Genomic DNA, 24,658 nt, shown 5'->3' with positions numbered 1-24,658 from the left:
TTTGGCCATTACAACAAGAGAGGACTGCCCCCGATGAATGCCGATATCGAACAATTTCAACGCGACGGTGCAATCGTGCTGCGCGGTGTGTTTCGCGACTGGATCGAGCGCTTGCGCGAAGGGTTCGAGCAAAACCTGGCAGCCCCCAGCGCCTTTGCCATCGAGAACGTGGGCAGTGGCGAAGGCGGGCGCTTCTTCGAGGACTACTGCAACTGGCAGCGTATTCCGGCATTCACCGACTTTGTCCTGAATTCTCCGGCGGCGGGGATTGCCGGGGGGCTGATGCAGTCTCGGGAAGTACAGGTGTTCCATGAACACATCCTGGTCAAGGAGCCGGGTACCTCCAAGCCCACGCCCTGGCATCAGGATTTGCCCTATTACTGCGTGGACGGCCAGCAGACGGCCAGCTACTGGATTCCGCTGGACCCGGTCACTCGCCACAACACATTGAGTGTGGTGCTGGGGTCGCATCGCTGGCCGAAGCCGGTGCGCCCCAAGAGCTGGGCCAGCAACAAGGATTTTTACGGCGCAACCGATGCAGGCTCGGGTGAAAGCCTGTTCATGGATATGCCGGATGTGGAGAGCGGCGAATTTGAAATCCTCTCGCCCGAGCTTGAGCCGGGCGATGCAGTGGTGTTCGATTTTCGCACCGTGCATGGTGCTGCCGGGAACATTGGCGGCAACCGCCGGCGGGCGTTTTCGACCCGTTTCATGGGCGACGATGTGCGCTATGTCCAGCGCCCGGGGCGTACCTCGCCGCCGTTTCCCGGTATCAACCTGAAGACCGGCGATCGCATGCGCGAAGACTGGTTCCCGGTGGTCTGGTCGCGCAACTGACACCGACAACCGCGCAAACAAAAGCCCCGCAGCGAGCTGCGGGGCTTTCTACTGTTCGGCGGGGCGCTACGATTTTACGTGAGCGACGATTTCATCCTTGATCATCAGGCGTTTTTTGCGCAGTTGGGTGATCTGGTCGTCAGTGGCGCTGCTGCTCTCTGCCTTGAGCACCTCGGTGTCGATGGCGTTGTACTTCTCGTGCAGCTCGCTGAGCCTCTTGTCAGTGGTCTTCTTGGCGTCGAACGCCTCCTTGGTCATGTTCAAGTCTGCGAGCAAATCGTGCTTGACCGGCATTTCTTCACCTCTCCGGGGGTTTGGGGTGGAAGTCATGAACTTAGAGGATAGTCGTCTTTGCCAGGTTTCGGGGCTGCGGTAGTCTGTCGCATCATTTGCCCGCCAAGGATTCAGAGCAATGCCTCACCTGAACGTGGAATACAGCGACAACCTGCGTGACCTGGACGTCGACCGGCTGCTGCTGTGCCTGAACCATGCGCTGGTGGGCAGTGGCCAGTTCGCCGACGAGCTGGACATCAAGAGCCGCGCTGCCGCCTTTGCGGGCTTTCGAGTCGGTATTGCACCGACCGAGCGGGCGTTTGCCCATGCCAGGCTGTCGATCCTCAGTGGGCGCTCGCCCGAGGTCAAGCGCCAGTTGTCCGCCAGCTTGCTGGAGGTGCTCAAGGAAGCTATCCCGGCGCGCGCCGGACTAGATATCCAGCTGTGCGTCGAAGTGCTGGATATCGATCGGGGTTCCTATGCAAAGGTTCATGTGCCGGGTTACGTGCAAGTGACATAAGTAACGTGAAAAAAATGTCATGATAAAAAAGACGCCAATGCATTAAACGTTGGCGTCTTTTTCACGAAAAATTGAGGGTGTGCTACTTAAAGTTCTGATTGTTTCAAGGGGGTGCCGCAAGGGCACTGTTTCCGACGATCAATCAAGTGAAGCGCCATGTTCAAGGTCAAACCACTGCGGGCCGAATGGGTTACGTTGTGTGCCAGTCTTTATCTGCTTGTCGGCGTCAACTCGGTACTCTGGCACCATTTGTCCAGCGTTGTTCAGCCCGGTGTGGCGGGAATATTCCTGCGGCTGGCCTTTGGTGTACTGATCGTCTGTGCGTTCAACGTGATCTTGACCTTGCTCGCCTTCAAGGGTGTTTTAAAACCACTATTGATTACCTTGTTCATGGTCAGTGCCGGGACCGCTTACTTCATGAGCCAGTATGGCGTGTTGATGGATGTGGGTATGTTGAGAAATACCGCAGAAACCAATACTGCTGAAGTAATGGATTTGTTGTCGATTAAGTTATTTGCTTATCTTTTCATGGTGGGTGTGTTGCCGTCGGTGCTGCTTTACAACACGCCCATCCAGTACCGGACCTGGTACCGCGAGTTGTTGTTCAAGTTACTTGCTGGCGGCGCGTCGGTGGCATTGCTCGGTGTGGTGGCGCTGGCCAATTACCAGGGGCTCGCCTCGCTGTTTCGCAACCATCACGAGATCCGCCTGATGCTGGTACCCAGCAATGTGGTTGGCGCTTCGTTCGGCTATGTCGGCGAGCGCATCGGTACTGCGGCCAAGCCATTTGCCACAATAGGCGAGGACGCCCGGCGCGATCTGGCCTGGCAGCAGCATTCGCGCAAATCCCTGACCGTGCTGGTGGTGGGGGAGAGTGCGCGGGCTGCGAACTTCGGCTTGCTTGGCTACGACCGCGACACCACCCCGGAACTGAGCAAGGAAGCCGGGCTGATCGCCTTCAGCGATGTGCATTCCTGCGGGACCGAAACTGCCGTGTCGGTGCCGTGCATGTTCTCTAATCTCACTCGCAAGGGCTACCAGGCCACCCAGGCCAAGAACCAGGAAGGCCTGCTGGACATCCTGCAGCGCGCTGGCCTGGCGGTGCGCTGGCGTGATAATCAGTCCGGCTGCAAAGGCACCTGCGACCGGGTGCAGTTCGAGGATGTCAGCAACCTCAAGGACCCTGCGCTGTGCACCAGCAGCGAATGCCACGACGAGATCCTGCTCAAGGGCCTGGCCGAGATGATCGACAACCTGCAGCAGGACACCGTGGTGGTTTTGCACCAGATGGGCAGCCATGGCCCCGATTACTTCAAGCGTTATCCGATGCAGTACGAGCGCTTCACCCCGGTGTGCCCGAGCAACGCCTTGAACCAGTGCAGCGAGCAGAGCATCGTCAACGCTTATGACAACACGCTGGTCTATACCGACCATGTGCTGGCGTCGCTGATCGACATCCTGCGCAGCAAGCAGGACAAGGTCGACACCGCGATGCTCTACCTGTCCGATCATGGTGAATCCCTGGGCGAGTACAACCTGTTCCTGCATGGCACTCCGTACATGCTGGCGCCGGAACAGCAGAAGCACGTGCCGATGCTGGCCTGGTTTTCCGACCACTACCGCCAGGCATTCGGCGTCGACACAGACTGCTTGAACAGGAACCGCAACAAGCCGTTGAGCCAGGACAACCTGTTTCATTCCATGCTCGGCCTGCTGCAGGTGCATACCGCGGTCTATAAGCCGCAACTGGACCTGTTTGCCTCGTGCCGCCCGGCACTGGCCAGCCATTGAGAACCTGCGCAGGCGCGCAGGCCGTTGTAGCAGTCGAGTGGTTTCCCGGCAGTGGCCTGCGCCGTATATACTGCGCGCCATTGTTTGTGGGAGAGCCTTGTGGCCATCGATATTCACTGGATTTGCGACGACAGCAGCCTGGCTGAACACTGTCTGCAGTGGCGCAAGCTGCCCTTCGTGGCACTCGACACCGAGTTCATGCGGGTTGATACCTTTTATCCGATTGCCGGTTTGATCCAGGTCGGCGACGGGGCACGTGCCTACCTGATCGATCCGCTGCGCGTCAGCAACTGGCAGCCGCTGGCCGAGCTGCTCGAAGACAGCCAGGTGATCAAGGTGCTGCATGCCTGCAGCGAAGACCTCGAAGTGCTGTCGCGCCTGACCGGCAGCCTGCCGGCGCCGTTGTTCGACACCCAACTGGCCGCTGGCTACCTGAACCTGGGCTTCTCCATGGGCTACTCGCGCCTGGTCCACGAAGTGCTTGGCATCGAGCTGCCCAAGGGCGAAACCCGCTCCGACTGGCTGCAGCGTCCGTTGTCCGAGACCCAGGTCAGCTACGCCGCTGAAGACGCCGTACACCTGGCCGAGCTGTACGAGCGCCTGCGCCCGCAGTTGTCGGACGAAAAAAATGCCTGGGTGTTGGAAGATGGCGCCGAGCTGGTCGCCCAGCTGCGCCGCGAGACCGACCCCAACGAGTTGTACCGCGACGCCAAGCTGGCCTGGAAGCTGTCCCGCGCCCAGTTGGCGGTGCTGCGTGAACTGTGCGCCTGGCGCGAGCGCGAAGCCCGTGCCCGTGACCTGCCGCGCAACCGCATCCTGCGCGAAAACGCGCTGTGGCCCATGGCCAAGACCCAGCCGCAGACGTTGTCGGCGCTGGCGAAAATCGAAGACATGCACCCGCGTACCATCCGCCAGGACGGCGAGTTCCTGCTCAACCTGATCAAGCAGGCCGCCAGCCTGCCGGCCGAGCAGTGGCCAGCGGCCCTGCCCGAGCCGTTGCCGATCGAAGCCTCGGCGCTGCTCAAGCAGCTGCGCGCCATTGGCCAGGCCGAAGGCGAGCGCCTGAACATCGCCCCCGAGCTGATGCTGCGCAAGAAAATCCTCGAGTTTCTGCTCAAAAGCGGCTACCCCAACGGTCCTTATCAACTGCCCGATTCGCTGCGTGGCTGGCGCCGTGAGCGGATGGGGCAAGCGCTGCTCGATTGTCTGGCCGGCGCTGGAGAACAACCATGAAACGCATCTGCTCGATCTACAAGAGCCCACGCAAGAACGAAATGTACCTCTACGTGCTCAAGGCCGACGGCCTTGAGCGTGTTCCCGAAGGCCTGCTGCCGTTCTTTGGTACGCCGGTACATGCCTTTGACCTGGTGCTGACCCCTGAGCGCAAGCTGGCCCGCGAAGACATAGCCAAGGTGCTGGAAAACCTCGAGCAGCAGGGCTATCACCTGCAGATGCCGCCGCTTGAGGATGAGTACATTGAGCACCTGCCTGAAGAGCTGCTGCGCCGCAACGACCCGGTCTGAGCCCGCCTGCCTGATGTGATGCCGCCACGCCGGATGGCCTGGCGGCCTTCGAAGTTTCTGCCAAGGTTGTAACGAACATGCGCGTTTTGATCGCCGAACAGGACCATGCCCTCTACGCTCGCCTGCTGCGCGAGGCGGCACCGGACCTGAACGTCCTCACCAGTGGCGACTCGGCGGAACTGACCCGCCAGGCCGCCGATTGCGATGTGTGGCTGGGCCAGCCAGACCTGCTGGCAACGTTGCTGCGCCAGGGCCATCAGCCCCAGTGGTTGCAGTCGACCTGGGCCGGCATCACGCCGCTGCTGGCCGACGGCTTGCAGCGCGACTACCGCCTGACCCGCGCAGTGGGCATCTTCGGCCAGGTGATGGCCGAGTACGTGCTGACCTACATGCTCGGTCATGAGCGCGAGGTGATGGCGCGCCTGGTCAGCCAGGTCGAACGTAAATGGGATGATCGCCCCGGACGTACCCTGGAAGGGCGACGGGCGCTGATCGTCGGCACCGGTGATATCGGCCAGCGTGTCGCGGAGTTTCTCCTGCCCTTTGGCATCAAGCTCTACGGCATCGCCAGCGAGGCTCGTGAGCAATCGCCTTTCATCGAAGTGGCAGCCATCAGCGAGCTGGGGCGCCTGGTCGGCGAAGTCGACTACGTGATCAACCTGCTGCCCGACACCCCGGCCACCCACGACCTGTACGATGCTGCGCTATTTGCTCGCTTCAATCCCGAGGCGTTGTTCATCAACGCCGGTCGCGGTGTGGCGGTGGTCGATGGTGATCTGGTCGAAGCCTTGAAACAGGGGCATTTGGCCGGCGCGGTGATCGACGTTTGTCGTCAGGAGCCATTGCCGGCGCGTCATCCGTTCTGGACGGCCTGGGGGCTGCTGCTGACCGGACACAGCTCGGCGCCCACCTCACCGACGGCGATGGTGCGGTTGTTCGTCGAGAATCTGCGGGCGTATCAGGCGGGAGAGGCGTTGCGCGGGGAAGTGGATTTTGTGCGTGGCTATTGAGTAATGGAATCGCGGGGCACGCCTGCTCCTAGCGCTGTAGGAGCGGGCGTGCCCCGCGATTGATTACAGCGAGAAATCACCTTCAGCCGCCAGCTCGCTCAGCGAACGACGCGGGCTAGGCTCTTCGCGGGCCTGCAGGGCTTCTGCCAGGCTGGCCTTGTCACCCAGCTTGCCGATCGCCACCACGGCGTGCAGTGCGTAGCCCTCGGGAATCTTCAGCTCCTGGCGGGTCAGCTCTTGGTCGAAGCCGGCCATGCCGTGGGTATGCCAGCCGCTGATGCTCGCTTGCAGGGCCAGGTGGCCCCAGGCCGAACCGGTGTCGAAGGTGTGCCACAGGGCCGGTTTTTCTTCGCTGGAGCCCGGGGCGGCGAAGGTGGTCTTGGAGATCACGATCACCAGGGCCGAGGCGTGTTGCGCCCAGCTGCGGTTGAATTCGTTGAGCAGGCCCAGGTAGCGCTCCCAGTTCGGCGTGTCACGGCGGGCATAGAGGAAGCGCCATGGCTGCGAGTTGTAGGCCGACGGGGCCCAGCGCGCCGCTTCGAGGAAGCTCAGCAGGGTGGCTTCGCTGATCGGTTCGGCGGTGAAGGCGCGTGGCGACCAACGCTTGATGAACTGTTCGTCGATGGCATGTTCGGCAATGCGAGGATTAGCACTCATGGCGAGTTCCTGAAAGTAGGTGGGGACCGTCGGTAAAACTACTGTGTCGACTCGGCACTGACAAGCGGTCTGGCATTGCTGCAAGACTCGCCCTAGACTGGCGCCGCCGCACCGCGGCGCCTCTTTTGAACAGGACACCCGTTACATGATTGCCAGCGCCGACGCTTTCTGGAAGCGTAAGACCCTCGAACAGCTGGACCCCCAGGAATGGGAGTCGCTGTGTGACGGCTGTGGCCTGTGCTGCCTGCAAAAGCTTGAAGATGAAGACGACAACAGCGTCTATTACACGCGCATTGCCTGCAAGCTGCTGGACCTGAAGACCTGCCAGTGCAGCGACTATCCCAACCGGTTGAAGATCGTGCCTGACTGCATCCAGCTGACGCCGGGCAAGGCCGACCAGTTCAAATGGCTACCAACCACCTGTGGTTACCGCCTGATCAGCGAAGGCAAGGACCTGCCAAGCTGGCACCACCTGGTATGCGGTGACCGTCAACAGGTACACAAACAGCGAATTTCCCAGTCCGGGCGCATGCTCAGCGAAGAGAGCGTGGACGAGGATGACTGGGAAGATTATCTGATTTTCCGCGCCGGCTGAGCCGCCCGGGTTTGCCGGGTATCGCGTCTGGGGGAACAAGGAGTTTCTGTATGCGTGTGCGTTGCCATTGGTTGCTGGCCCTGAGTCTGTTGGCCTGTTCGCCGGCCTTTGCCAAGAAAGTCGACCTGGACTATCACGTTCGCCTGCTGCCCCAGAGTGAACAGGCCGAAGTACGCCTGACCCTGGCTGAAGGGGCGGCGGTGCGCAGCCTGGATTTCGACCTGGGCAAGGCGGGGGTCTACAGCGATTTCAAGGCCGACGGCCAATGGCTGCTGCGGGGCGACGGCCAGCGTGGGCATTGGCAGCCGGCAGCGGGCAAGAGCCAGCTGACGTACCGGGTGCGCTTGTCCCAACGGCTTAAAAACGGCAGTTACGAGACCCGCATGACGCCCCACTGGGCGCTGTTTCGCGGTGATGACCTGGTACCCCCGGCACGCCTCGACCAGCAGGACGGTACCGAACTGGTCGCCCGCCTGAGTTTTGAATTGCCCAGCGGCTGGAAGAGTGTCGAGACGCCCTGGCCGCGCATCGGCAAGCAGCGCTTTCGCATCGACAATGTCTCGCGCCTGTTCGATCGCCCGACCGGCTGGATGGTCGCGGGCACCATCGGCACCCGTCGTGCGCGCCTGGGCGAAACCGACCTCAGCGTGGCTGCGCCGCAAGGGCAAGGCATGCGTCGGCTGGATAACCTGACGTTGCTGACGTTCGTGTGGCCGCAGTTGCAAGCGGTGTTCCCGCGCAATCCGCCAAAGCTGTTACTGGTGGGGGCCAAGGATCAACTCTGGCGCGGTGCCCGAGCGGGGCACAATTCGATCTACCTGCACAGTAGCAGGCCGCTGGTCAGCGAGAACGGCTCAAGCCCGCTGTTGCGGGAGCTGGTACATGTCTTCGCACAGATCAACGACCGTCAGGCCAGTGACTGGATTGGCGAGTCCCTGGCCGATTACTACGCCATCGAATTGCTGCGACGTGCCGGGGGCATCACCGAGGATCGCTACCAGGCCGTGCTGGCCGGCCTTGAGCGTAACGGTGCCAAGGTCAGCAGCTTGCGCGGTGAACAGGTGGACAGCGCGACCACGGCCCGGGGTGTACTGCTGTTGCAGGCACTGGACCGGGAGATTCGCTTGCACAGCCATAACCAGCGTTCGCTGGACGACGTCACCCGCGCAATGATGCGGCTCAACAGCGTCAGCACCGAAGAGTTCGTCCAGCTCAGTGAAAGTGTGCTGGGGCGCGAATCCGAGGTGCTGGCGAGCAAGCTGCTGCGTTAGGGCTTGGGGTTAGTCAGCGAGTCGTTGCCGGTAACCGTGGCGCTGCGGGTAGCGGCGTCGGCGCTGGCCTTGAGAGCGCGCAGTTCGGCGCCGTTGCGCTCGATGGTCGAGCGCAGGTTGTCGAGGTCGCTGCGACCGCGCTCCATCAGGCTCTTCATCGAACTGTGACCGGTAATGCCACGGGCCAGGGCCACGCCGCCGATGGCCATCTGGATCAGGCCGAACAGCCCACCACGGCGCAAGCCCTTGCCCACCATGATCACACCGCCGGCCACGGAGCCGGCGCGTTCCCAGCCGTGCACGTTGTGTTCGGGCTTGTCTTGCAGGGCAGGGATCAACGTCTTGTTCTCGGACATGGTCATTCTCCAGTGGGGGCGATGATATGCAGCAGACCACCGCAGTCGACGGACTGTTCCTTCGGATTTACTTGAACTTGGGGCCAGAGCGAGTGTTCAGGCCTTTGGCCAGTCGGTCGTAGAGCACCACGTTGACCGTGGCGGCCAGGTTCATGCAGCCGTTGGTCGGGATGTAGATGGTCTCTTCGCACCAGGCCCGCACGCTTGGATCGAGGGAGCCGTCCTCGGGGCCGAAGATGTAGATGGCGCGGTCGGGGTGGGTGTACTCGGGCAGGGGGCGGGCGCCGTCGACCAACTCAACGGCCACGGGCGTGCAGCCCAGGGGAATGATTTTTTGCAGATCGTCGATGCCGATCAACGGGATGTCGTAATGCACGCGCTTGGTGTCTGTGACAAAGTCGCGGGCACGCTCATAGCGCTTGCCGGTGTAGAACACCGAGTTGACGCCGTAGCAACCCGCCGCGCGCATTACTGAACCGACGTTCTCCGCTGACTTGGGGTTGAACAGACCAATGCAGCTGTACCGTTTGTTCGCCACGTGCCGGGGCCCTTCGCAAAAAAGAACGCGATTATACGGGCTTGCCGGCGCGGGTGGGGCGCGGGTTTGCGCTCAGTCTTTTTTCAGCAGGCCCGCCAGTCCCGCAAACGGGTTGTGGGTGGCCTTGGCGATGCTCGGGCTGCTGGTCGAGCCTTCGCTGAAATATTGCTGGTCGGTGTAGCGGGAATGTTCGTTGTCGTGACAGTACAGGCACAGCAACTCCCAGTTCGAGCCATCCTGGGGGTTGTTGTCGTGGTTATGGTCACGGTGGTGCACGGTCAGTTCGCTCAGGCGCTTGCCGGAGAACTCCCGGGCGCAGCGACCGCAGACGTGCGGGTACATTTTCAGGGCTTTGTCGCGATAGCCCATTTCTTTGTCGCGCTTGGCGTCGGCGAGGATGCGGTCGAGCCGTGCGGTGGCGGAGGCAGTGGATGCCGAACTCATGGGATTACCTTTTCTCGGGCTTGTTACGGTTATGCCTTGAAGTTTAGCCCGATGGCGGGCGTTTCGGACAGGCTACGCTTGGGAGTAGGCTGTCGGGTCGTTACCAAGGAGCCTGCGTATGCGTTATTTGACCATCGCCGCCTTGATTCTGGTGTGTTTGCAATCGGCTGTGGCCGCCGAGCTGCAGCCGCGGCCCATTGCGCCGGTGCCAGGGGCACCAGGAACGGCGACGCCGACGCCGTATCCGCAGATTACCCCCAGTACGCCACCCCGGGCCGGTGATGCGACGCCCGGCTCACCGTTGTTGCCGTCGATTCCGGTGCCTTCGCCGCCAAGGGACCAGCCCTTGCCGGGGTTGACGCCGCAGCAGGAGAAGCCGAGGTCGGATTAGGGGGGCAGATCCACAACCTGCAGGAGCGGGCTTGCCCCGCGATACGCAATTCAGACAACCCAGGATGTGCAGGCTGTACTGGCCATCGCGGGGCAAGCCCGCTCCTGCAGGCGTGTTGTGTGTCAGGCATTCACACCCAGCACCTTGAACACAAACCCATACTCCAGCGCCACATCCCGCAGCCCTTGGTACCGCCCACTCATGCCGCCATGCCCGGCATCCATCTCGGTCTTGAGCAGCAGCAAGTTGCTGTCGGTCTTGGTCACACGCAGTTTGGCCACCCACTTGGCCGCTTCCCAGTACTGCACGCGGCTGTCGTTGTAGCCCGCCACCACCAGCAGCGCCGGGTAGGCCTGGGCCTTGACGTTCTCGTAAGGCGCGTAGGCCTTGATGCGCTCGTACACTTCAGGTTCTTCAGGGTTGCCCCACTCGTCGTACTCGGTGACGGTCAACGGCAGGTCGGGGTCGAGCATGGTATTGAGCACGTCGACGAACGGCACTTCGGCAATGGCCGCCTTGAACAACTCCGGGCGCTGGTTGAGCACCGCGCCAATCAGCAGGCCACCGGCGCTGCCGCCACTGATTGCCAGTTGGTCGGCGCGGGTCACGCCCTGGGCGATCAGGTGTTCAGCGCAGGCGATGAAGTCGTTGAAGGTGTTGGTCTTGTGCTCCTGTTTGCCAGCCCGGTACCAGGCTTCACCCAGCTCGCCACCGCCGCGCACATGGGCGATGGCAAAGGCCACGCCGCGCTCCAGCAGGCTCAGGCGGGCATGGGAGAACCATGGGTCGAGGCTTTCGCCGTAGGCGCCGTAGCCATAGAGGTACAGCGGTACCGGCTTGCCCAGGTCGGTGCGGCGTTGCACCAGGCTGATCGGCACTTGGGTACCGTCGCTGGCAGTGGCCCAGAGTCGCTGGCTCACGTACTCATCGGGGTCGAATGGGCCCAGCACCGGAGTCTCTTTAAGAACCTGCTGAGCACCACTGGCGAGCTCCAGCTGGCGCACCTGGGCCGGGCGATTGAGGGCCTGGTAGCGCAGGCGGATGCGCTGGCTTTCAAACTCGAGGCTGTCTTGCACATACAGGCTGTAGGCCGCATCCGGCAGCTCCACCCGGTACGGGGCAAGCCCTTGTGGGCGCACTTCGATGATCGGTAGGCCGCCTTCGCGCAGGCTCAGGCTCAGGGCGCTGGCGTTCAGGCTCAGGCCTTCGAGCATGACGGCGTCGCGGTGCGGCACCAGCAGTTGCCACTGCGCGCGGGTCGGAACCTGCTCACTGCCGGCGTGGTACAGGGCGAAGTTGATGCCGTCCTGGTTGGTGCGGATAAACCAGTGCCACTGCCCGTCGAGCTGGCCGTGGTCCGGGAAGTATTCATGGCCTTCGACCCGTGGCGCCAGGCAGGTGAAATCGCCGTCCGGCTGCTCGGCGTCCAGCACCCAGGCTTCGCTGGTGGTCTTGCTGTTGAGCAGCAGGATCAGTTGGCGCTCGGAGCTGGCGCGGTAGCAGTGCAGGAAGAATCGCCCGTCGGTCTCTTCGAAAATGGCCTGGCAACCTTCGCGGCCCAGGCGGTGGCGCAGCAGTTTGTGCGGCCGATGGGTGTCGTCCAGTTCGGCGAAGAACAGCGTCTGGCTGTCGTTGGCCCAGGTCATGCTGCCGTCGCACTGCTCGAACGGCAGTTGCTCTATGGCACCGCTGGCCAGTTCCTTGACATATAGGGTGTAGATTTCGTCGCCCGTGGTATCAAGGCTGTAGGCCAGGCGCTGGTGGTCGGGGCTGACGTTGAAGGCGCCCAGCGAGAGGAAGCCGCCATTGGCCAGCTGGTTGGGGTCCAGCAGCAGTTCTTCCCGGCTTTCATCGACTGTGTTGGAGTCGTCGGCCGGGCGCGGGCAGCGGTAGTGACGTGGGTACTCTTCGCCGGCGGTGGTGCGGCTGTAGTACAGGTACGGGCCCCAGGGCGAAGGCAGCGACAGGTCGGTTTCGAGGATGCGGCCCTTGATCTCTTCGAACAGCTGGTCGCGCAGTTCGGCCTGGTCGGCCAGTTGCGCCTCCTGGTAAGCGTTCTCGGCGTTCAGGTAGGCGATCACGTCGGGGCTGTCGCGCTCCTGCAGCCAGGCATAGGGATCGGCGCCTTCGGCCTTGCGGGCAATCGGGGCGCGGGGGGCGGTGACGTCTGCGGACATGCGGGGTTCTCTTGGCTGGGGGGCGCCTGCGCGCTCAAATGTGTTTATCATAAGCGTCTATTTGCCTAGCTTGCCACGGACACCATGACCGAGAACGACTATCTGCTCGCCTGGGGCCTCTACGCCCTGGCCGCCCTGGGGTGCCTGGCGGTGGGCTTTCGCCTGACCCGCTGGATGTGGCGCTGGCTGCGCGAACCGCTGCGGGTGCTGATGGCAGTACTGCTGCTGACCCCGACCATCATCGATCCCGTCAAAGACAAATTCGCCCCGGCTATCGCCATTGCTGCTCTCGACCTGCTGTTCAAGGTCGGCAACAACATGCTGCGCGCCGCGGCCGACCTTGCCATGTATGGCATGATCGCCTTCGCGCTCTACGGAGTGTTCGTGGTGCTGCGCTGGCCGCTCGAGAAACGCGCCAAGGCCCGTCGTGAGCAGGCCGAGGCCGCCGCCAAGCGCGATGCCGAAGAGGCCGTGGCCGATGCACCGATGGCCGCCGACAGCCGCGACCGTTATCGCAACCCGCCCGAAGCACCGTTGGGCGGGAGCCGTTCGCGGGTCGAGCCGCGCTTGTAGCCATTTGCCCGGGAGCAGCCAGAATGTGTGAACTGTTGGGCATGAGCGCCAATGTACCCACCGATATCGTCTTCAGTTTCACCGGGCTGATGCAGCGCGGTGGACGTACCGGCCCGCACCGCGACGGCTGGGGCATCGGATTCTACGAAGGCCGTGGCCTGCGTCTGTTCCAGGACCCGGCAGCCAGTTGCGAATCGGAAGTGGCCAATCTGGTCCAACGCTACCCGATCAAGAGCGAAGTGGTGATCGGCCATATTCGCCAGGCCAACGTCGGCAAGGTCTGCTTGTCCAATACCCATCCTTTTGTACGCGAGCTTTGGGGACGCAACTGGTGTTTCGCCCACAACGGCCAGTTGGGTGAATTCAAGGGCCAGGCCACGTTCTACCGCCCCATTGGCGACACCGACAGCGAAGCGGCCTTCTGCGACCTGCTCAACCGCATCCGCGAGGCGTTCCCGGAGCCGGTGGAGGCTGAAGTGTTGTTGCCGGTGCTGGTCGAGGCCTGCGCCGAATACCGTGGCAAGGGTGTGTTCAATTGCCTGCTCAGCGATGGCGACTGGCTGTTCTGCTTCTGCTCGACCAAGCTGGTGCATATCACCCGGCGCGCACCGTTCGGGCCGGCGCGGCTCAAGGATGTCGACATGATCGTCGACTTCCAGGCCGAGACCACCCCCAACGACGTGGTCACCGTGATCGCCACCGAAGCGCTGACCGAGAACGAGACGTGGCAGCGCTACGAGCCGGGCCAGTGGGCGCTGTGGCGCCGTGGTGAATGCATCGCCCAGGGACAACGCTAAGGGATAGCCCATGTTCAGAAGTTACCTGCGGTTGTTGCTGTTTACCTTCGGGTTGCTGGTGGGGGTGCAGGTACCTGGCCTGATCAACGACTACAGCCAGCGGGTCGAAGCGAAACTGCTTGAATCGCGCGAGGGTCTCAAGGGCTTCGAGGACACCGCCCGGCGCTTTTTCAATGGAGACCTGCAAGCGCTGGTGCGCCACTACCGCAGCAGTGACGACCCGGTGTTCAACAGCGACGCCAACAGCATCGACAGCCTGCTGATCCGCAATCGCCTGCTCGAACGGGAATGGCAAATCCTCCAGGGGCCATGGCTGGAGCGCACCTGGCATGTGCTGGTACAGGCCGACAGCCAGCTGCGCGAGGAAACCCTCAAGGGCTACAACTACCAGATCCTCCTGGCACCCGAAGCCCTGGCCTGGGGCCTGAGCTTCGCCTTGTTGCTGGCCCTGAGCATTGAAAGCCTCTTGCTGCTGTTCGGCTGGGTGGCCCTCGGCGGGCGGCGCAAAGCGGTGAAAGAGAGCTGGCGCTAAACCAGCTTGATGCGCTGGGGGCCAGCATCTGCGGCATAACGCTCCAGTACGTTGCGACACAGCGCCACCACTTCGTCTACCAGTTCGACCCCGGTCTGCCAGGCCACCACCAACTCCAGGCTCGGCGGTTGCTGCGCTAGCGGCAGCAGGGTCAGTTCCCCTCGCGCCAGTTCCTCGCTGACCAGCGCCGGGGGCAGGGCGCCGATGCCGAAGCCATCGCGCAGCAGACGGGTAATCGCCGCCACCGAGTTCACGCAGTTCAGCCGTGGCGCACTGACGCCTTCGGCCTGGAGCAGGCTGAGCACCTCCTGGTGTGGCCGGGAGTTTTTCGAGAAGGTCACGATGCGCTCGCGGGCAAGCTCGGCGAGGGAGGCATAGTCGCGGTTGTAGATCGACTGGCTGGCCACGATCCAGCCCATGGGGTAGCGCGCCAAGTCCAGGCTGCGGATCGATTCCTGGCGCAGAAGGTCGGTTTGCAGAATTACATCGAGAAAGCCTTTTTGCAGCTGTTCGCGCAAGTTGAGCGCAGTATCGGCGATCAACTCGATTTCAACCTGCGGGTAGCGCTCCATCAGTTCCGACACCAGCGGGCTCATCCAGGTATGGATAACCGTGTCCATTACACCCAGGCGAATCCTGCCGACCTTGGCCCGGTCGCTGTCCAGCGATTGCTTGAGCGCCTTGGCCGTGTCGAGCATCTGCTCGGCGTATTCGAGCACCTTGCTGCCTTCGGGCGTCAGGCTGACCCCACGGGAATCGCGCAGCAACAGCTTGACCCCAAGGTCGGCCTCCAGCGCAGCGATGCGGCTGGAGATCGAGGCCTGGGTGGTAAAGAGCTTTTCGGCGGTCAGGCGAAAGCTCTTGAGCCGGGCGACCCAGACGAAGGTTTCGAGGAACTTGAGGTTCATGGTGCGCTCACTGATCAAATTTTTCTTATGCCAGACCGCTGGTTTTTCTCGTTGGACGGCGATGCGCACCCATCGAAAAATGACAGTCAGGTTGCGACAAAGATCGTCGCCTTTAAAACAATACCAACAAGCTGAGGCAACCATGAACCCATCGGGCGTGCAGCAACAGGTCAAAACCAGATCGGTGGCGGGTCCCTTCGACTGGTACCGCAACATCAACAAGCAAGAACGACGGACCTTCTGGAGCTGCAAGATCGGCTACGGCCTCGATGGCATGGACACCCAGATGCTCAGCTTCGTCATCCCCACCCTGATCGCCCTGTGGGGCATCACCACCGCCGAGGCCGGGCTGATTCACACCAGCACTCTGATCGCTTCGGCGCTGGGCGGCTGGATCGCCGGCATCCTCTCCGACCGCATCGGCCGGGTACGCACCCTGCAATTGACCGTGCTGTGGTTTGCCTTTTTCACCTTCCTCTGCGGCTTTGCCCAAACCTACGACCAACTATTGATCGCCCGCACTCTGATGGGCTTCGGCTTCGGCGGCGAGTGGACTGCCGGCGCCGTGCTGATCGGTGAAGTCATCCGTGCCAAGGACCGCGGCAAGGCGGTGGGCATGGTGCAGTCCGGCTGGGCCATTGGCTGGGGCCTGACGGCGATTCTGTACGCGGTGCTGTTCACCTGGCTGCCGCCTGAAGACGCCTGGCGCGCCCTGTTCCTGCTGGGTATCGTGCCGGCGGTGTTCGTGATTTTTGTCCGTCGCCTGGTCAAGGACCCGGAAGTTTATCGACTGGCCAAGGCGGCGGAAAAAACCGAAGCGCCGTCGCACTTCTATGAAATTTTCGCCCCTGGCATGCTCTTCACCACCGTCCGCGCCTCGCTGCTGACCACTGGCGCCTTGGGCGGTTACTACGCCATCACCTCCTGGCTGCCGACCTTCCTCACCAACGAACGTGGCCTGAGCGTATTGGGCACGGGCGGCTACCTGGCCATGGTGATCGTCGGCTCATACGTCGGCTACGTGATCAGTGCCTACCTCACCGACCTGTTGGGGCGCAAAAAGAACTTCATCCTATTCGCCGTGGGCTCGTTCATCATCGTGCTGCTCTACACCCAGATGCAGGTCAGCGATGGCGTGATGCTGTGGCTGGGCTTCCCGCTGGGCTTCTTCGCCTCGGGCATTTTCAGCGGCATGGGGGCATTCCTGACCGAGCTGTTCCCCACTCGTATTCGTGGTTCGGGGCAGGGCTTTTGCTACAACATCGGTCGCGCCGTGGCGGCACTCTTCCCGCTGCTGATCGGCATGCTCAGCCAGAAGGTCCCGTTGGGGCTGGGTATCGGCGGCTTTGCGGCAGTCAGTTACGGTGTGGTAATTCTGGCGGCACTGAGCCTGCCGGAAACCCGCGGCAAAGAACTTGAAGCCCAATAAGGCCGAGCCTGAAGGAGTGCCACACGTGAGCCGCCTGCTATTGAATTGCGACATGGGTGAAAGTTTCGGCAGCTGGACCATGGGCCTGGATGCCCAGGTCATGCCGTTTGTCGATTGCGCCAACATTGCCTGCGGTTTTCACGCAGGCGACCCTGGCATCATGCGTCACACTGTGGGCCTGGCCGTGGCCAGCAAGGTGCGCATCGGCGCGCACCCGGCGTATCAGGACCTGGTCGGTTTCGGCCGTCGTTCCATGGCCTGCAGCGCCGAAGAAATCCGCGACCTGCTGCACTACCAGATCGGCGCGCTGGACGGCATCTGCCGTACCCAGGGCACCCGCGTTACCTACGTCAAACCCCATGGCGCGTTGTACAACGACATGATGGCCGACCCGCAGAAGCTGCGTGCGGTGCTCCAGGCCGTGGCCGAGTACGACCGGCAACTGCCGCTGATGCTGATGGCCACCGCCGATAATAGTGCGGCCCAGACGCTGGGCGACGAGTACGGCGTGCCGCTGTGGTTCGAGGCCTTTGCCGACCGTGCCTACGACGCCGCCGGGCGCCTGGTGTCGCGGCGCCTGCCGGGTGCGGTACACCACGATCCGGCAACGATTGTCGACCAGGCCTTGCGCCTGGCCCGTGGCGAGCCCCTGGTCGCGGTCGATGGCAGCGAACTGCGCCTGCAAGCCCAGACCCTCTGCGTACACGGTGACAACGACAGTTCAGTGGCCGCGGTCCAGCAGATCCGCCAGGCCCTCGATGCGCAGGTGGCGTCATGACCTATCGCATTGAAACGGTGGCCATTGACTGCCTGATGGTGCGGCTGTTCGACGCCATCGATGAAACCAACATGCCGTGGATGCTTGCCGCCAGCCAGCGCCTGCGGGCGGTATTCGGCGAGTACCTGATCGACCTGGTGCCGTCGTATACCACGGCAATGGTGCATTTCAACCTGCTGCAGTTGTCGCCAGGGCAGGCCCGGGTGCTGGTTCGCGAGGCACTGGAAAACCTGCAGCCGGACAACGGCAGCGGCGGGCGCCAGCACGAGATCCCGGTATGGTACGACCCCAGCGTCGGGCCGGAGCTGAGCCTGCTGGCCGAGCGTTGCCACACTTCGGTGGCCGACATCGTGCGCCGCCACAGCGAGCGCGAGTACCAGGTGTTCGCCCTGGGCTTCGCCCCAGGCTTTGCCTTCATGGGCCTGGTCGAAGAGGCGTTGGCGGCGCCGCGCCTGGCCACGCCACGCAAGCGCGTTGCCGCCGGCAGTGTGGGCATCGCCGAGCGTCAGACGGCAGCCTACCCGGCGGTGTCGCCCGGTGGCTGGAACCTGATCGGCCGCACCCCGAGCAAACTGTTTGACCGCGAGCGTGACGGTTACAGCTTGCTGCAGCCGGGCGACCGGGTGCGCTTCGTGGCGGTGGATCGCGCCACCTTCATCAATCAGGGCGGCGACGATACGCCACTGGAGGCGCAGCCATGAGCCGCTTGATGATCGAGGCCAGCACGCCGCTGTGCCTGTTGCAGGACGCCGGGCGCTTTGGCGTGCGTCACCTGGGCGTGACCCAGGGCGGCGCGCTGGACTGGGTGTCGATGCGCTGGGCCAACTGGCTGCTGGGCAATGCCGCCGATGCCGCTGTGGTAGAGATAACCTTGGGTGGTTTCAGCCTGGTGGCGGAGCAGGACTGCTGCCTGGCCCTGGCCGGTGCCGACCTGGATGCACGCATCGACGGCGAGCCGCTCAAGCCCTGGTCCAGTTTCGTACTCGGCAAGGGCCAGCGCTTGCGCCTGAACCAGCCGTTGCAGGGCGCGCGGGCCTACCTGGCGGCGCCCGGTGGTTTTCACGCACCCCAGGTGCTGGGCAGTTGTGCCAGCGTGGTACGTGAGGAGCTGGGTGGGCTGGACGGCCTGGGTTCGACCCTGCTCAAGGGACAGCACCTGGCTTACAGCGGCCAGGCAGCCGGCGGGCGGGAAGTGCCCCAGGCAATGCGTGTGGACTTCACCCGCAACAGCCTGGACCTGGTGCTGGGTGCTCAGGCGGGTGATTTCAGCGGCATGAGCCTGTTCGAAGTGTTCAATCGCGACTGGACGTTGGACAGCCGCGCGGATCGCATGGGTATGCGCTTGCTGGGACCGGCCTTGCAGTATCAAGGGGCGCCGATGATTTCCGAGGGGATTCCGTTGGGCGCCGTGCAGGTGCCGCCGGACGGGCAGCCGATCGTGTTGCTCAATGATCGCCAGACCATTGGCGGGTATCCGCGGTTGGGGGCGTTGACGCCGCTGGCATTGGCGCGGCTGGCGCAGATGTTGCCGGGGAGCGTGGTGCGGTTTGTGCCAGTGGTTCAGGACCTGGCCTGGCAAGAACAACGGGCATTTTTGCAGCGCTTCGCAGAGTGATTGCGGGGCGGGCCCGCACCTTGTGGAACCACGACCGCTGTGCGGCCGATCGCAGGCTATTGCCAGCGGCTACATCGGTAATCTGTAGCCGCTTGCCGAGGTATGGGGCTGCGATCGACTGCGCAGCAGTCGCCATTGCCCGACGAGGCTACTTGGACAAGAACCGCATCCCTTCTTCCAGTCCGCGCAAGGTCAACGGGAACATCCGGTCCTCCACCAGTTCGCGCACGATGTTGGTCGAGGCGGTGTAGTTCCAGGTTTCCTTGGGGTACGGGTTGATCCAGATGAGCTTCTTGTACTTCTCCATGAAGCGCTGCATCCACACATAACCGGCTTCTTCGTTCCAGTGCTCGACGCTGCCGCCCGGCTGGGTGATTTCGTAGGGCGCCATGGCTGCGTCGCCGACGAAGACCACTTTGTAGTCGGCGCCGTACTTGTGCAGCAGGTCCATGGTCGAGGTACGTTCGGAGGTGCGGCGCAGGTTGTTCTTCCACACCGACTCGTAGACGAAGTTGTGGAAGTAGTAGTACTCCAGGTGTTTGAACTCGGTCTTGCAGGCCGAGAACAACTCTTCGCAGATCTTCACGTGGGCGTCCATCGAGCCGCCGATGTCGAACAGCAGCAGCAACTTGACGCTGTTGCGCCGCTCCGGTCGCATCTGGATGTTGAGCAGGCCGGCATCGCGGGCCGTGTGGTCGATGGTGCCGTCGATGTCCAGTTCTTCGGCCGCGCCCTGGCGGGCGAACTTGCGCAGGCGGCGCAGGGCCAGCTTTATGTTGCGTGTGCCCAGCTCGACCTGGTCGTCGAGGTTCTTGTACTCGCGCTGGTCCCAGACCTTGACCGCCTTGCCCTGGCGCTTGCCGGCATCGCCGACGCGAATGCCTTCGGGGTTGAAACCACCCGAACCGAACGGGCTGGTGCCGCCGGTGCCGATCCACTTGTTGCCACCGGCATGGCGTTCCTTCTGTTCTTCCAGGCGCTTCTTGAATTCTTCGATCAGCTTGTCCAGGCCACCCAGGGACTGGATCTGCGCGCGCTCCTCATCGGTCAGGGAGCGCTCGAATTCCTTGCGCAGCCAGTCTTCCGGAATCAGGGCCTCCAGGTGTTGGTTGAGGTTTTCCAGGCCCTTGAAGTAGGCCGAGAAAGCACGGTCGAACTTGTCGAAATGCCGCTCGTCCTTGACCAGGATCGCCCGTGACAAGTAGTAGAACTCGTCCATGTCGGCAAAGGTGACTCGCTGCTTGAGCGCATTGAGCAGATCAAGCAACTCGCGCACCGATACCGGCACCTTGGCGGCGCGCATTTCATTGAACAGATTGAGCAGCATGGCAATTGCCCCCAGGCTCAGCGGTTACCGCGACGGCTCATGAACGCCAGGCGTTCAAGCAGTTGCACATCCTGTTCGTTCTTCACCAAAGCGCCGGCCAGCGGCGGGATAGCCTTGGTTGGGTCGCGTTCACGCAGCACCGCTTCGCCGATGTTGTCGGCCATCAGCAGTTTGAGCCAGTCGACCAGCTCGGAGGTAGACGGCTTTTTCTTCAGGCCCGGTACCTTGCGCACGTCGAAGAACACGTCCAGCGCTTCACTGACCAGGTCTTTCTTGATGTTGGGGTAGTGGACATCGACGATTTTCTGCAGGGTGTCGCGGTCGGGAAAGGCGATGTAATGGAAGAAACAGCGGCGCAGGAAGGCGTCGGGCAGTTCTTTTTCGTTGTTGGAGGTAATGATGATGATCGGGCGCTGCTTGGCCTTGATCGTCTCGTCGGTCTCGTAAACGTAGAACTCCATCTTGTCCAGTTCCTGCAACAGGTCGTTGGGGAACTCGATGTCGGCCTTGTCGATTTCGTCGATCAGCAGGATGACCCGCTCCTCGGACTCGAACGCCTCCCAGAGCTTGCCTTTCTTCAGGTAGTTGCGCACGTCGTGGACTTTGTCCACGCCCAGCTGCGAGTCACGCAGGCGGCTGACCGCGTCGTACTCGTACAAGCCCTGGTGAGCCTTGGTGGTGGACTTGATGTGCCAGGTGATCAGCTTGGCGCCAAAGGACTCGGCCAGCTGTTCGGCGAGCATGGTCTTGCCGGTGCCCGGCTCGCCCTTGACCAGTAGCGGTCGCTCCAGGGTGATCGCCGCGTTGACTGCCAGTTTCAGGTCGTCTGTGGCGACGTATGCGCGGGTGCCTTCGAACTTCATGAACCGATCCTCTAACGTAGCGCCGGGGTACATGGCCCCTGGCGGAAAAATTGTCATGCACGACTATAACGCGGGCTCTGGCTGGCTGGGAACGCAGGCGCCTCATTCAGTCTCTGAATGAGGCGTCACGTCGTGACTCAGTCAGACTTGGGCGGCGGTTGTTCATAGCGTGCGTTGAATGCCTGGATGAAGCCGTTACGCAGGATCTGCAAAAACGCTTCGAAGGCGCTGATGTCGCTTTTATGCACGCTGCCACTCAATTCCACCCGGGTGGCGAACTGGTTCTTGCGCTGGTTCTTGAGGACGGTTTCGCTGCCGCCCACCAACGCCTCCCAGATCGACCGGAACAAGCCTTTGTCTTCCTCCTTGACGTCCTGCTGCCAGTTGAACACATCGACGTCGCGCAGCAAGGGCTTGATATAGCCGTTGAGCCGGCCTTTTTGTGCTTCGGCTTCGATAACCAGGTCACCGTGGCCGGCATTGAAGTCGAACTTGCCGTAGGCACTGGCAAAGTCGTTGAGTTGGCGCAGCTGTATACCGCTGGCGCGCAGGCGGAACTGGAAATCGTCGAAGTCGCTGAACGGGTCGAAAGTGGCGCTGCTTTGCACACTGGCATCGCCCAACACCCTGGCCTTGCCCTCGAAGCGGGCATCGCGCCGGCCCTTGTGGTCCTGGACGTTGGTCAGGTTGCGGATGCTGGCATCGAGCTGTGTGGCCTTGAGGTTGACCGGCGGCTTGGAATTGAAATTGCGAAAGGTCAGGGTACCGTTGTCGATACGCACTTCGTTGAGGGTGATGGGCACCAGCTTTTCCAACTGTTGGCGCCAGTCAGTGCCCTGGCCGGTCTGGGATGCCTGTTTGCTGGGGCCGTCGACGAAATTGAGTTCCGGGCGCATGAACGCCACCTCGGCGACCACTGCGTGGTCATACCATAGCGACCGCCAGCTCACCGACAAGTCGATCAAGGGGGCCTGGAGAAAGGGTACGGGTACCTTGCCCGTGGTCTTGACGATGGTCAGGCCGTTGATCTTGTATGCGCCGCGCCACCAGGCCAGGTCGACGTCGGTGACCTGGCCGCGGTAGTCGCCCATGTCGGCGAGCTTGTCGTTGAGGTAGTCGCGCACCAGCCAGGGCAGGGCGAAGTGCAGGCTGACCAGCAACAGCACAATGGCGAGCAGCCCCCACAAGGGCCAGCGATAGCGGCGTTTCATTGGCGGTATTTCCATGAGAGGTATAGATCGATTGACTCCTGTCGATCGCGTCGGTTCGTTGTATGTGGACGCACTGGCGCGGCGGGCTTACCCTTGAAGTTTTCCGTCCGCTGCATAATTAAGGACCCCTGCCATGAGCCGTATCTTCGCTGACAACGCGCACTCCATCGGCAATACGCCGCTGGTGCAGATCAATCGCATCGCCCCTCGTGGCGTGACCATCCTGGCTAAGATCGAGGGCCGTAACCCGGGCTACTCGGTCAAGTGCCGGATCGGCGCAAACATGATCTGGGATGCCGAAAGCAGCGGCAAACTCAAGCCAGGCATGACCATCGTCGAGCCGACCTCGGGCAACACCGGCATTGGCCTGGCCTTCGTCGCCGCCGCCCGTGGCTACAAGCTCCAGCTGACCATGCCGGCCTCGATGAGCATCGAGCGCCGCAAAGTGCTCAAGGCGCTGGGTGCCGACCTGGTGCTGACCGATCCGGCCAAGGGCATGAAAGGTGCCATCGAAAAGGCTGGCGAGATCGTCGCCAACGATCCGGCCAAGTACTTCATGCCTGCCCAGTTCGATAACCCGGCCAACCCGGCGATCCACGAGAAAACCACCGGCCCCGAGATCTGGAACGACACCGACGGCGCCGTGGATGTGCTGGTGGCCGGCGTCGGTACCGGTGGCACCATCACCGGTGTGTCGCGCTACATCAAGCAGACCCAGGGCAAGGCGATCCTGTCGGTGGCCGTGGAGCCGATCACGTCGCCGGTCATCACCCAGGCCCGCGCCGGTGAAGAGATCAAGCCCAGCCCGCACAAGATCCAGGGTATCGGTGCCGGTTTCGTGCCGAAAAACCTCGACCTGTCGCTGGTCGACCAGGTCGAGTTGGTCAGTGACGATGAGTCCAAGGCCATGGCCCTGCGCCTGATGCAGGAGGAGGGGATCCTTTGTGGTATCTCCAGTGGTGCGGCGATGGCAGCGGCCGTGCGCCTGGCGGAAAAACCCGAGATGCAGGGCAAGACCCTCGTGGTGATCCTGCCCGACTCGGGTGAGCGTTACTTGTCGAGCATGCTCTTCAGTGACCTGTTCACCGACCAGGAGAACCAGCAATAAAGCGCCTTGGCGCTGACTCGGGACAATAAGTGCCCCGCGTGCTTTGTTGCACAATCCTTAACACTGAATGCTGGCCCCGGTTATTTTTACCGGGGCTGGATCGGTTTATGATGCTCGATTAATCCGGCAGTGATGGCCTGATCGAAATTCCAAGGAGTGTTGCATGACTGTTTCCTTTGTCGCCAAGGCAGGTGTATTGCTGCTGTTTTTCGGCAGTACGCTGTATGTTCACCTGCGCGGCAAGGCGCGTTTGCCAATGTTGCGCCAATTCGTCAATCATTCGGCGCTGTTCGCCCCGTACAACGCCTTGATGTACCTGTTCTCCGGCGTACCGTCCAAGCCTTACCTGGACCGCACCCGCTTTCCCGAGCTCGATGTGCTCAAGGACAACTGGCAAGTGATCCGCGAAGAGGCCATGCACCTGTTCGACGAGGGTTACATCCGCGCTGCGGAGAAAGACAACGACGCAGGCTTTGGCTCGTTCTTCAAGAAGGGCTGGAAGCGCTTTTACCTCAAGTGGTACGACAAAGCGCTACCGTCGGCCGAGGCGTTGTGCCCCAGGACGGTCGAGCTGGTCAACAGCATCCCCAACGTCAAGGGTGCGATGTTTGCCTTGCTGCCGGGTGGCAGCCACCTGAACCCGCATCGTGATCCGTTTGCCGGCTCCCTGCGCTATCACCTGGGGCTTTCGACGCCCAACTCCGATCACTGCAGGATCTACGTCGACGGCCAGCCCTATGCCTGGCGCGACGGTGAAGACGTGATGTTCGATGAAACCTATGTTCACTGGGTGAAGAACGAAACCGAGACTACCCGGGTGATCCTGTTCTGTGACGTCGAACGCCCGCTCAGCAGCCCGCTGATGACCCGTATCAACCGCAAGGTCAGTGCTTTCCTGGGCCGTGCCACGGCGCCGCAGAACACCGACGATGAGCGCGTCGGCGGGATCAACCAGGCCTATGCCTGGAGCAAGCGCTTCAGCACTGTCATCAGCAGCCGGGTCAAGCAGTTCAAACGTGCCAATCCAAAGGCCTACCGGGTATTGCGTCCGGTGTTGGCGGTGGTGGTGGCCTACCTGCTGTATCACTGGTTGTTCTGATCGCATCGCGGGGCACGCCGTTCCCACTGTGGGAG

28 protein-coding genes are annotated in these 24,658 nt (G+C 62.3%); 18 read left to right on the top strand and 10 right to left on the bottom strand.

Annotated elements, in window-relative coordinates; translation table 11 throughout:
• Positions 1-33 precede the first annotated feature (33 nt).
• Positions 34-837: a phytanoyl-CoA dioxygenase family protein gene (locus ABVN19_RS16295; RefSeq protein WP_028943119.1), complete on the top strand. Its 804-nt coding sequence runs from the start codon at positions 34-36 to the stop codon at positions 835-837.
• 66 nt (positions 838-903) lie between these two features.
• On the opposite strand, the gene ABVN19_RS16290 is transcribed toward ABVN19_RS16295, so the two are convergent.
• The gene (locus ABVN19_RS16290; protein ID WP_028943120.1) at positions 904-1,131 is read right to left on the bottom strand and encodes a YdcH family protein; all 228 of its coding nucleotides are present in this window, start codon (positions 1,129-1,131) and stop codon (positions 904-906) included.
• Positions 1,132-1,249: 118 nt separating this feature from the next.
• On the opposite strand from ABVN19_RS16290, the gene ABVN19_RS16285 reads away from it, so the two are divergent.
• The 5 genes from ABVN19_RS16285 to ABVN19_RS16265 all read left to right on the top strand — a co-directional run bounded on the left by ABVN19_RS16285 (position 1,250) and on the right by ABVN19_RS16265 (position 5,954).
• Entirely contained in the window at positions 1,250-1,630 is a 381-nt protein-coding gene (locus tag ABVN19_RS16285) for a 5-carboxymethyl-2-hydroxymuconate Delta-isomerase (protein ID WP_105642275.1), read from the top strand.
• 156 nt (positions 1,631-1,786) lie between these two features.
• Positions 1,787-3,421: a phosphoethanolamine--lipid A transferase gene (locus ABVN19_RS16280; protein WP_105642274.1), complete on the top strand. Its 1,635-nt coding sequence runs from the start codon at positions 1,787-1,789 to the stop codon at positions 3,419-3,421.
• Between the two features lie 99 nt (positions 3,422-3,520).
• Entirely contained in the window at positions 3,521-4,654 is a 1,134-nt protein-coding gene (rnd, locus tag ABVN19_RS16275; RefSeq protein WP_028943123.1) for a ribonuclease D, read from the top strand.
• A complete protein-coding gene (locus ABVN19_RS16270) occupies positions 4,651-4,944 on the top strand; it encodes a YcgL domain-containing protein (protein WP_028943124.1) in 294 nt (97 codons plus the stop codon). Before rnd ends, ABVN19_RS16270 begins: the two co-directional genes overlap by 4 nt.
• A gap of 77 nt (positions 4,945-5,021) precedes the next feature.
• On the top strand, positions 5,022-5,954 hold the full coding sequence (locus tag ABVN19_RS16265; protein ID WP_028943125.1) for a D-2-hydroxyacid dehydrogenase: 933 nt from the start codon (positions 5,022-5,024) through the stop codon (positions 5,952-5,954).
• A gap of 63 nt (positions 5,955-6,017) precedes the next feature.
• Here the strand turns inward: ABVN19_RS16265 and ABVN19_RS16260 are convergent, their stop codons facing one another.
• Positions 6,018-6,611 (bottom strand): nitroreductase family protein, encoded by a 594-nt coding sequence (locus ABVN19_RS16260; protein WP_028943126.1) that lies wholly within the window; start codon positions 6,609-6,611, stop codon positions 6,018-6,020.
• Positions 6,612-6,756: 145 nt separating this feature from the next.
• On the opposite strand from ABVN19_RS16260, the gene ABVN19_RS16255 reads away from it, so the two are divergent.
• On the top strand, positions 6,757-7,206 hold the full coding sequence (locus ABVN19_RS16255; protein WP_028943127.1) for a YcgN family cysteine cluster protein: 450 nt from the start codon (positions 6,757-6,759) through the stop codon (positions 7,204-7,206).
• A 56-nt stretch (positions 7,207-7,262) separates the two neighbouring features.
• The gene (locus ABVN19_RS16250) at positions 7,263-8,477 is read left to right on the top strand and encodes a hypothetical protein (RefSeq protein ID WP_105642290.1); all 1,215 of its coding nucleotides are present in this window, start codon (positions 7,263-7,265) and stop codon (positions 8,475-8,477) included.
• On the opposite strand, the gene ABVN19_RS16245 is transcribed toward ABVN19_RS16250, so the two are convergent.
• From ABVN19_RS16245 to ABVN19_RS16235, 3 genes are all read right to left on the bottom strand, one after another.
• Entirely contained in the window at positions 8,474-8,833 is a 360-nt protein-coding gene (locus tag ABVN19_RS16245; protein WP_028943129.1) for a DUF2892 domain-containing protein, read from the bottom strand. The two genes, ABVN19_RS16250 and ABVN19_RS16245, sit on opposite strands and share 4 nt — an antisense overlap.
• 67 nt (positions 8,834-8,900) lie before the next feature.
• On the bottom strand, positions 8,901-9,371 hold the full coding sequence (locus tag ABVN19_RS16240) for an RNA methyltransferase (protein ID WP_010223125.1): 471 nt from the start codon (positions 9,369-9,371) through the stop codon (positions 8,901-8,903).
• Positions 9,372-9,443: 72 nt separating this feature from the next.
• On the bottom strand, positions 9,444-9,815 hold the full coding sequence (locus ABVN19_RS16235; protein ID WP_028943130.1) for a YajD family HNH nuclease: 372 nt from the start codon (positions 9,813-9,815) through the stop codon (positions 9,444-9,446).
• A gap of 118 nt (positions 9,816-9,933) precedes the next feature.
• Here ABVN19_RS16235 and ABVN19_RS16230 point away from each other — a divergent pair, with 118 nt between their 5' ends.
• Positions 9,934-10,206, top strand: coding sequence for a hypothetical protein (locus ABVN19_RS16230; RefSeq protein WP_084167943.1), 273 nt, complete (start codon positions 9,934-9,936; stop codon positions 10,204-10,206).
• 122 nt (positions 10,207-10,328) lie between these two features.
• Here the strand turns inward: ABVN19_RS16230 and ABVN19_RS16225 are convergent, their stop codons facing one another.
• The gene (locus ABVN19_RS16225) at positions 10,329-12,383 is read right to left on the bottom strand and encodes a S9 family peptidase (protein WP_105642273.1); all 2,055 of its coding nucleotides are present in this window, start codon (positions 12,381-12,383) and stop codon (positions 10,329-10,331) included.
• 84 nt (positions 12,384-12,467) lie between these two features.
• On the opposite strand from ABVN19_RS16225, the gene ABVN19_RS16220 reads away from it, so the two are divergent.
• Genes ABVN19_RS16220 through ABVN19_RS16210 form a run of 3 tightly spaced genes read left to right on the top strand, consistent with a single transcriptional unit; the run spans position 12,468 to position 14,285 of the window.
• Complete coding sequence (locus tag ABVN19_RS16220) at positions 12,468-12,956, top strand: MFS transporter (protein WP_105642272.1); 489 nt, start codon at positions 12,468-12,470, stop codon at positions 12,954-12,956.
• 23 nt (positions 12,957-12,979) lie between these two features.
• Entirely contained in the window at positions 12,980-13,753 is a 774-nt protein-coding gene (locus tag ABVN19_RS16215; RefSeq protein ID WP_028943133.1) for a class II glutamine amidotransferase, read from the top strand.
• A gap of 10 nt (positions 13,754-13,763) precedes the next feature.
• Positions 13,764-14,285, top strand: coding sequence for a DUF2937 family protein (locus ABVN19_RS16210; protein WP_028943134.1), 522 nt, complete (start codon positions 13,764-13,766; stop codon positions 14,283-14,285).
• On the opposite strand, the gene ABVN19_RS16205 is transcribed toward ABVN19_RS16210, so the two are convergent.
• Complete coding sequence (locus ABVN19_RS16205) at positions 14,282-15,193, bottom strand: LysR family transcriptional regulator (protein ID WP_028943135.1); 912 nt, start codon at positions 15,191-15,193, stop codon at positions 14,282-14,284. The two genes, ABVN19_RS16210 and ABVN19_RS16205, sit on opposite strands and share 4 nt — an antisense overlap.
• Positions 15,194-15,335: 142 nt before the next feature.
• Here ABVN19_RS16205 and ABVN19_RS16200 point away from each other — a divergent pair, with 142 nt between their 5' ends.
• The 4 genes from ABVN19_RS16200 to ABVN19_RS16185 are packed head-to-tail and all read left to right on the top strand — an operon-like array spanning position 15,336 to position 19,015.
• Complete coding sequence (locus ABVN19_RS16200; RefSeq protein WP_028943136.1) at positions 15,336-16,622, top strand: MFS transporter; 1,287 nt, start codon at positions 15,336-15,338, stop codon at positions 16,620-16,622.
• Positions 16,623-16,647: 25 nt separating this feature from the next.
• Entirely contained in the window at positions 16,648-17,400 is a 753-nt protein-coding gene (locus tag ABVN19_RS16195; RefSeq protein WP_028943137.1) for a 5-oxoprolinase subunit PxpA, read from the top strand.
• Positions 17,397-18,101, top strand: coding sequence for a 5-oxoprolinase subunit PxpB (gene pxpB, locus ABVN19_RS16190; protein ID WP_028943138.1), 705 nt, complete (start codon positions 17,397-17,399; stop codon positions 18,099-18,101). Before ABVN19_RS16195 ends, pxpB begins: the two co-directional genes overlap by 4 nt.
• Entirely contained in the window at positions 18,098-19,015 is a 918-nt protein-coding gene (locus tag ABVN19_RS16185; protein ID WP_028943139.1) for a biotin-dependent carboxyltransferase family protein, read from the top strand. Before pxpB ends, ABVN19_RS16185 begins: the two co-directional genes overlap by 4 nt.
• A gap of 148 nt (positions 19,016-19,163) precedes the next feature.
• On the opposite strand, the gene ABVN19_RS16180 is transcribed toward ABVN19_RS16185, so the two are convergent.
• The 3 genes from ABVN19_RS16180 to ABVN19_RS16170 all read right to left on the bottom strand — a co-directional run bounded on the left by ABVN19_RS16180 (position 19,164) and on the right by ABVN19_RS16170 (position 22,416).
• Positions 19,164-20,342 (bottom strand): VWA domain-containing protein, encoded by a 1,179-nt coding sequence (locus ABVN19_RS16180; RefSeq protein WP_028943140.1) that lies wholly within the window; start codon positions 20,340-20,342, stop codon positions 19,164-19,166.
• A gap of 17 nt (positions 20,343-20,359) precedes the next feature.
• On the bottom strand, positions 20,360-21,205 hold the full coding sequence (locus ABVN19_RS16175; protein ID WP_028943141.1) for a MoxR family ATPase: 846 nt from the start codon (positions 21,203-21,205) through the stop codon (positions 20,360-20,362).
• Positions 21,206-21,342: 137 nt separating this feature from the next.
• Complete coding sequence (locus ABVN19_RS16170) at positions 21,343-22,416, bottom strand: DUF748 domain-containing protein (protein ID WP_028943142.1); 1,074 nt, start codon at positions 22,414-22,416, stop codon at positions 21,343-21,345.
• Positions 22,417-22,549: 133 nt separating this feature from the next.
• Here ABVN19_RS16170 and cysK point away from each other — a divergent pair, with 133 nt between their 5' ends.
• Positions 22,550-23,524 (top strand): cysteine synthase A, encoded by a 975-nt coding sequence (gene cysK, locus ABVN19_RS16165; RefSeq protein ID WP_028943143.1) that lies wholly within the window; start codon positions 22,550-22,552, stop codon positions 23,522-23,524.
• Between the two features lie 163 nt (positions 23,525-23,687).
• Entirely contained in the window at positions 23,688-24,623 is a 936-nt protein-coding gene (locus tag ABVN19_RS16160; protein WP_028943144.1) for an aspartyl/asparaginyl beta-hydroxylase domain-containing protein, read from the top strand.
• Positions 24,624-24,658: the final 35 nt, after the last annotated feature.

It is taken from the genome of Pseudomonas vranovensis, assembly GCF_040438935.1.
Lineage (GTDB): Bacteria > Pseudomonadota > Gammaproteobacteria > Pseudomonadales > Pseudomonadaceae > Aquipseudomonas > Aquipseudomonas vranovensis.
Note: the sequence above shows the minus strand (reverse complement) of the source record. Positions and strands in the feature narration are given on the sequence as shown.

Excerpts from the sequence above, each read along its gene's own strand:
- ABVN19_RS16295 (WP_028943119.1), top strand. The coding sequence starts at position 34 with ATGAATGCCGATATCGAACAATTTCAACGCGACGGTGCAATCGTGCTG.
- ABVN19_RS16290 (WP_028943120.1), bottom strand. The coding sequence starts at position 1,131 with ATGCCGGTCAAGCACGATTTGCTCGCAGACTTGAACATGACCAAGGAG.
- ABVN19_RS16285 (WP_105642275.1), top strand. The coding sequence starts at position 1,250 with ATGCCTCACCTGAACGTGGAATACAGCGACAACCTGCGTGACCTGGAC.
- ABVN19_RS16280 (WP_105642274.1), top strand. The coding sequence starts at position 1,787 with ATGTTCAAGGTCAAACCACTGCGGGCCGAATGGGTTACGTTGTGTGCC.
- ABVN19_RS16270 (WP_028943124.1), top strand. The coding sequence starts at position 4,651 with ATGAAACGCATCTGCTCGATCTACAAGAGCCCACGCAAGAACGAAATG.
- ABVN19_RS16265 (WP_028943125.1), top strand. The coding sequence starts at position 5,022 with ATGCGCGTTTTGATCGCCGAACAGGACCATGCCCTCTACGCTCGCCTG.
- ABVN19_RS16260 (WP_028943126.1), bottom strand. The coding sequence starts at position 6,611 with ATGAGTGCTAATCCTCGCATTGCCGAACATGCCATCGACGAACAGTTC.
- ABVN19_RS16255 (WP_028943127.1), top strand. The coding sequence starts at position 6,757 with ATGATTGCCAGCGCCGACGCTTTCTGGAAGCGTAAGACCCTCGAACAG.
- ABVN19_RS16245 (WP_028943129.1), bottom strand. The coding sequence starts at position 8,833 with ATGTCCGAGAACAAGACGTTGATCCCTGCCCTGCAAGACAAGCCCGAA.
- ABVN19_RS16235 (WP_028943130.1), bottom strand. The coding sequence starts at position 9,815 with ATGAGTTCGGCATCCACTGCCTCCGCCACCGCACGGCTCGACCGCATC.
- ABVN19_RS16230 (WP_084167943.1), top strand. The coding sequence starts at position 9,934 with ATGCGTTATTTGACCATCGCCGCCTTGATTCTGGTGTGTTTGCAATCG.
- ABVN19_RS16225 (WP_105642273.1), bottom strand. The coding sequence starts at position 12,383 with ATGTCCGCAGACGTCACCGCCCCCCGCGCCCCGATTGCCCGCAAGGCC.
- ABVN19_RS16220 (WP_105642272.1), top strand. The coding sequence starts at position 12,468 with ATGACCGAGAACGACTATCTGCTCGCCTGGGGCCTCTACGCCCTGGCC.
- ABVN19_RS16215 (WP_028943133.1), top strand. The coding sequence starts at position 12,980 with ATGTGTGAACTGTTGGGCATGAGCGCCAATGTACCCACCGATATCGTC.
- ABVN19_RS16210 (WP_028943134.1), top strand. The coding sequence starts at position 13,764 with ATGTTCAGAAGTTACCTGCGGTTGTTGCTGTTTACCTTCGGGTTGCTG.
- ABVN19_RS16205 (WP_028943135.1), bottom strand. The coding sequence starts at position 15,193 with ATGAACCTCAAGTTCCTCGAAACCTTCGTCTGGGTCGCCCGGCTCAAG.
- ABVN19_RS16200 (WP_028943136.1), top strand. The coding sequence starts at position 15,336 with ATGAACCCATCGGGCGTGCAGCAACAGGTCAAAACCAGATCGGTGGCG.
- pxpB (WP_028943138.1), top strand. The coding sequence starts at position 17,397 with ATGACCTATCGCATTGAAACGGTGGCCATTGACTGCCTGATGGTGCGG.
- ABVN19_RS16185 (WP_028943139.1), top strand. The coding sequence starts at position 18,098 with ATGAGCCGCTTGATGATCGAGGCCAGCACGCCGCTGTGCCTGTTGCAG.
- ABVN19_RS16180 (WP_028943140.1), bottom strand. The coding sequence starts at position 20,342 with ATGCTGCTCAATCTGTTCAATGAAATGCGCGCCGCCAAGGTGCCGGTA.
- ABVN19_RS16175 (WP_028943141.1), bottom strand. The coding sequence starts at position 21,205 with ATGAAGTTCGAAGGCACCCGCGCATACGTCGCCACAGACGACCTGAAA.
- ABVN19_RS16170 (WP_028943142.1), bottom strand. The coding sequence starts at position 22,416 with ATGAAACGCCGCTATCGCTGGCCCTTGTGGGGGCTGCTCGCCATTGTG.
- cysK (WP_028943143.1), top strand. The coding sequence starts at position 22,550 with ATGAGCCGTATCTTCGCTGACAACGCGCACTCCATCGGCAATACGCCG.
- ABVN19_RS16160 (WP_028943144.1), top strand. The coding sequence starts at position 23,688 with ATGACTGTTTCCTTTGTCGCCAAGGCAGGTGTATTGCTGCTGTTTTTC.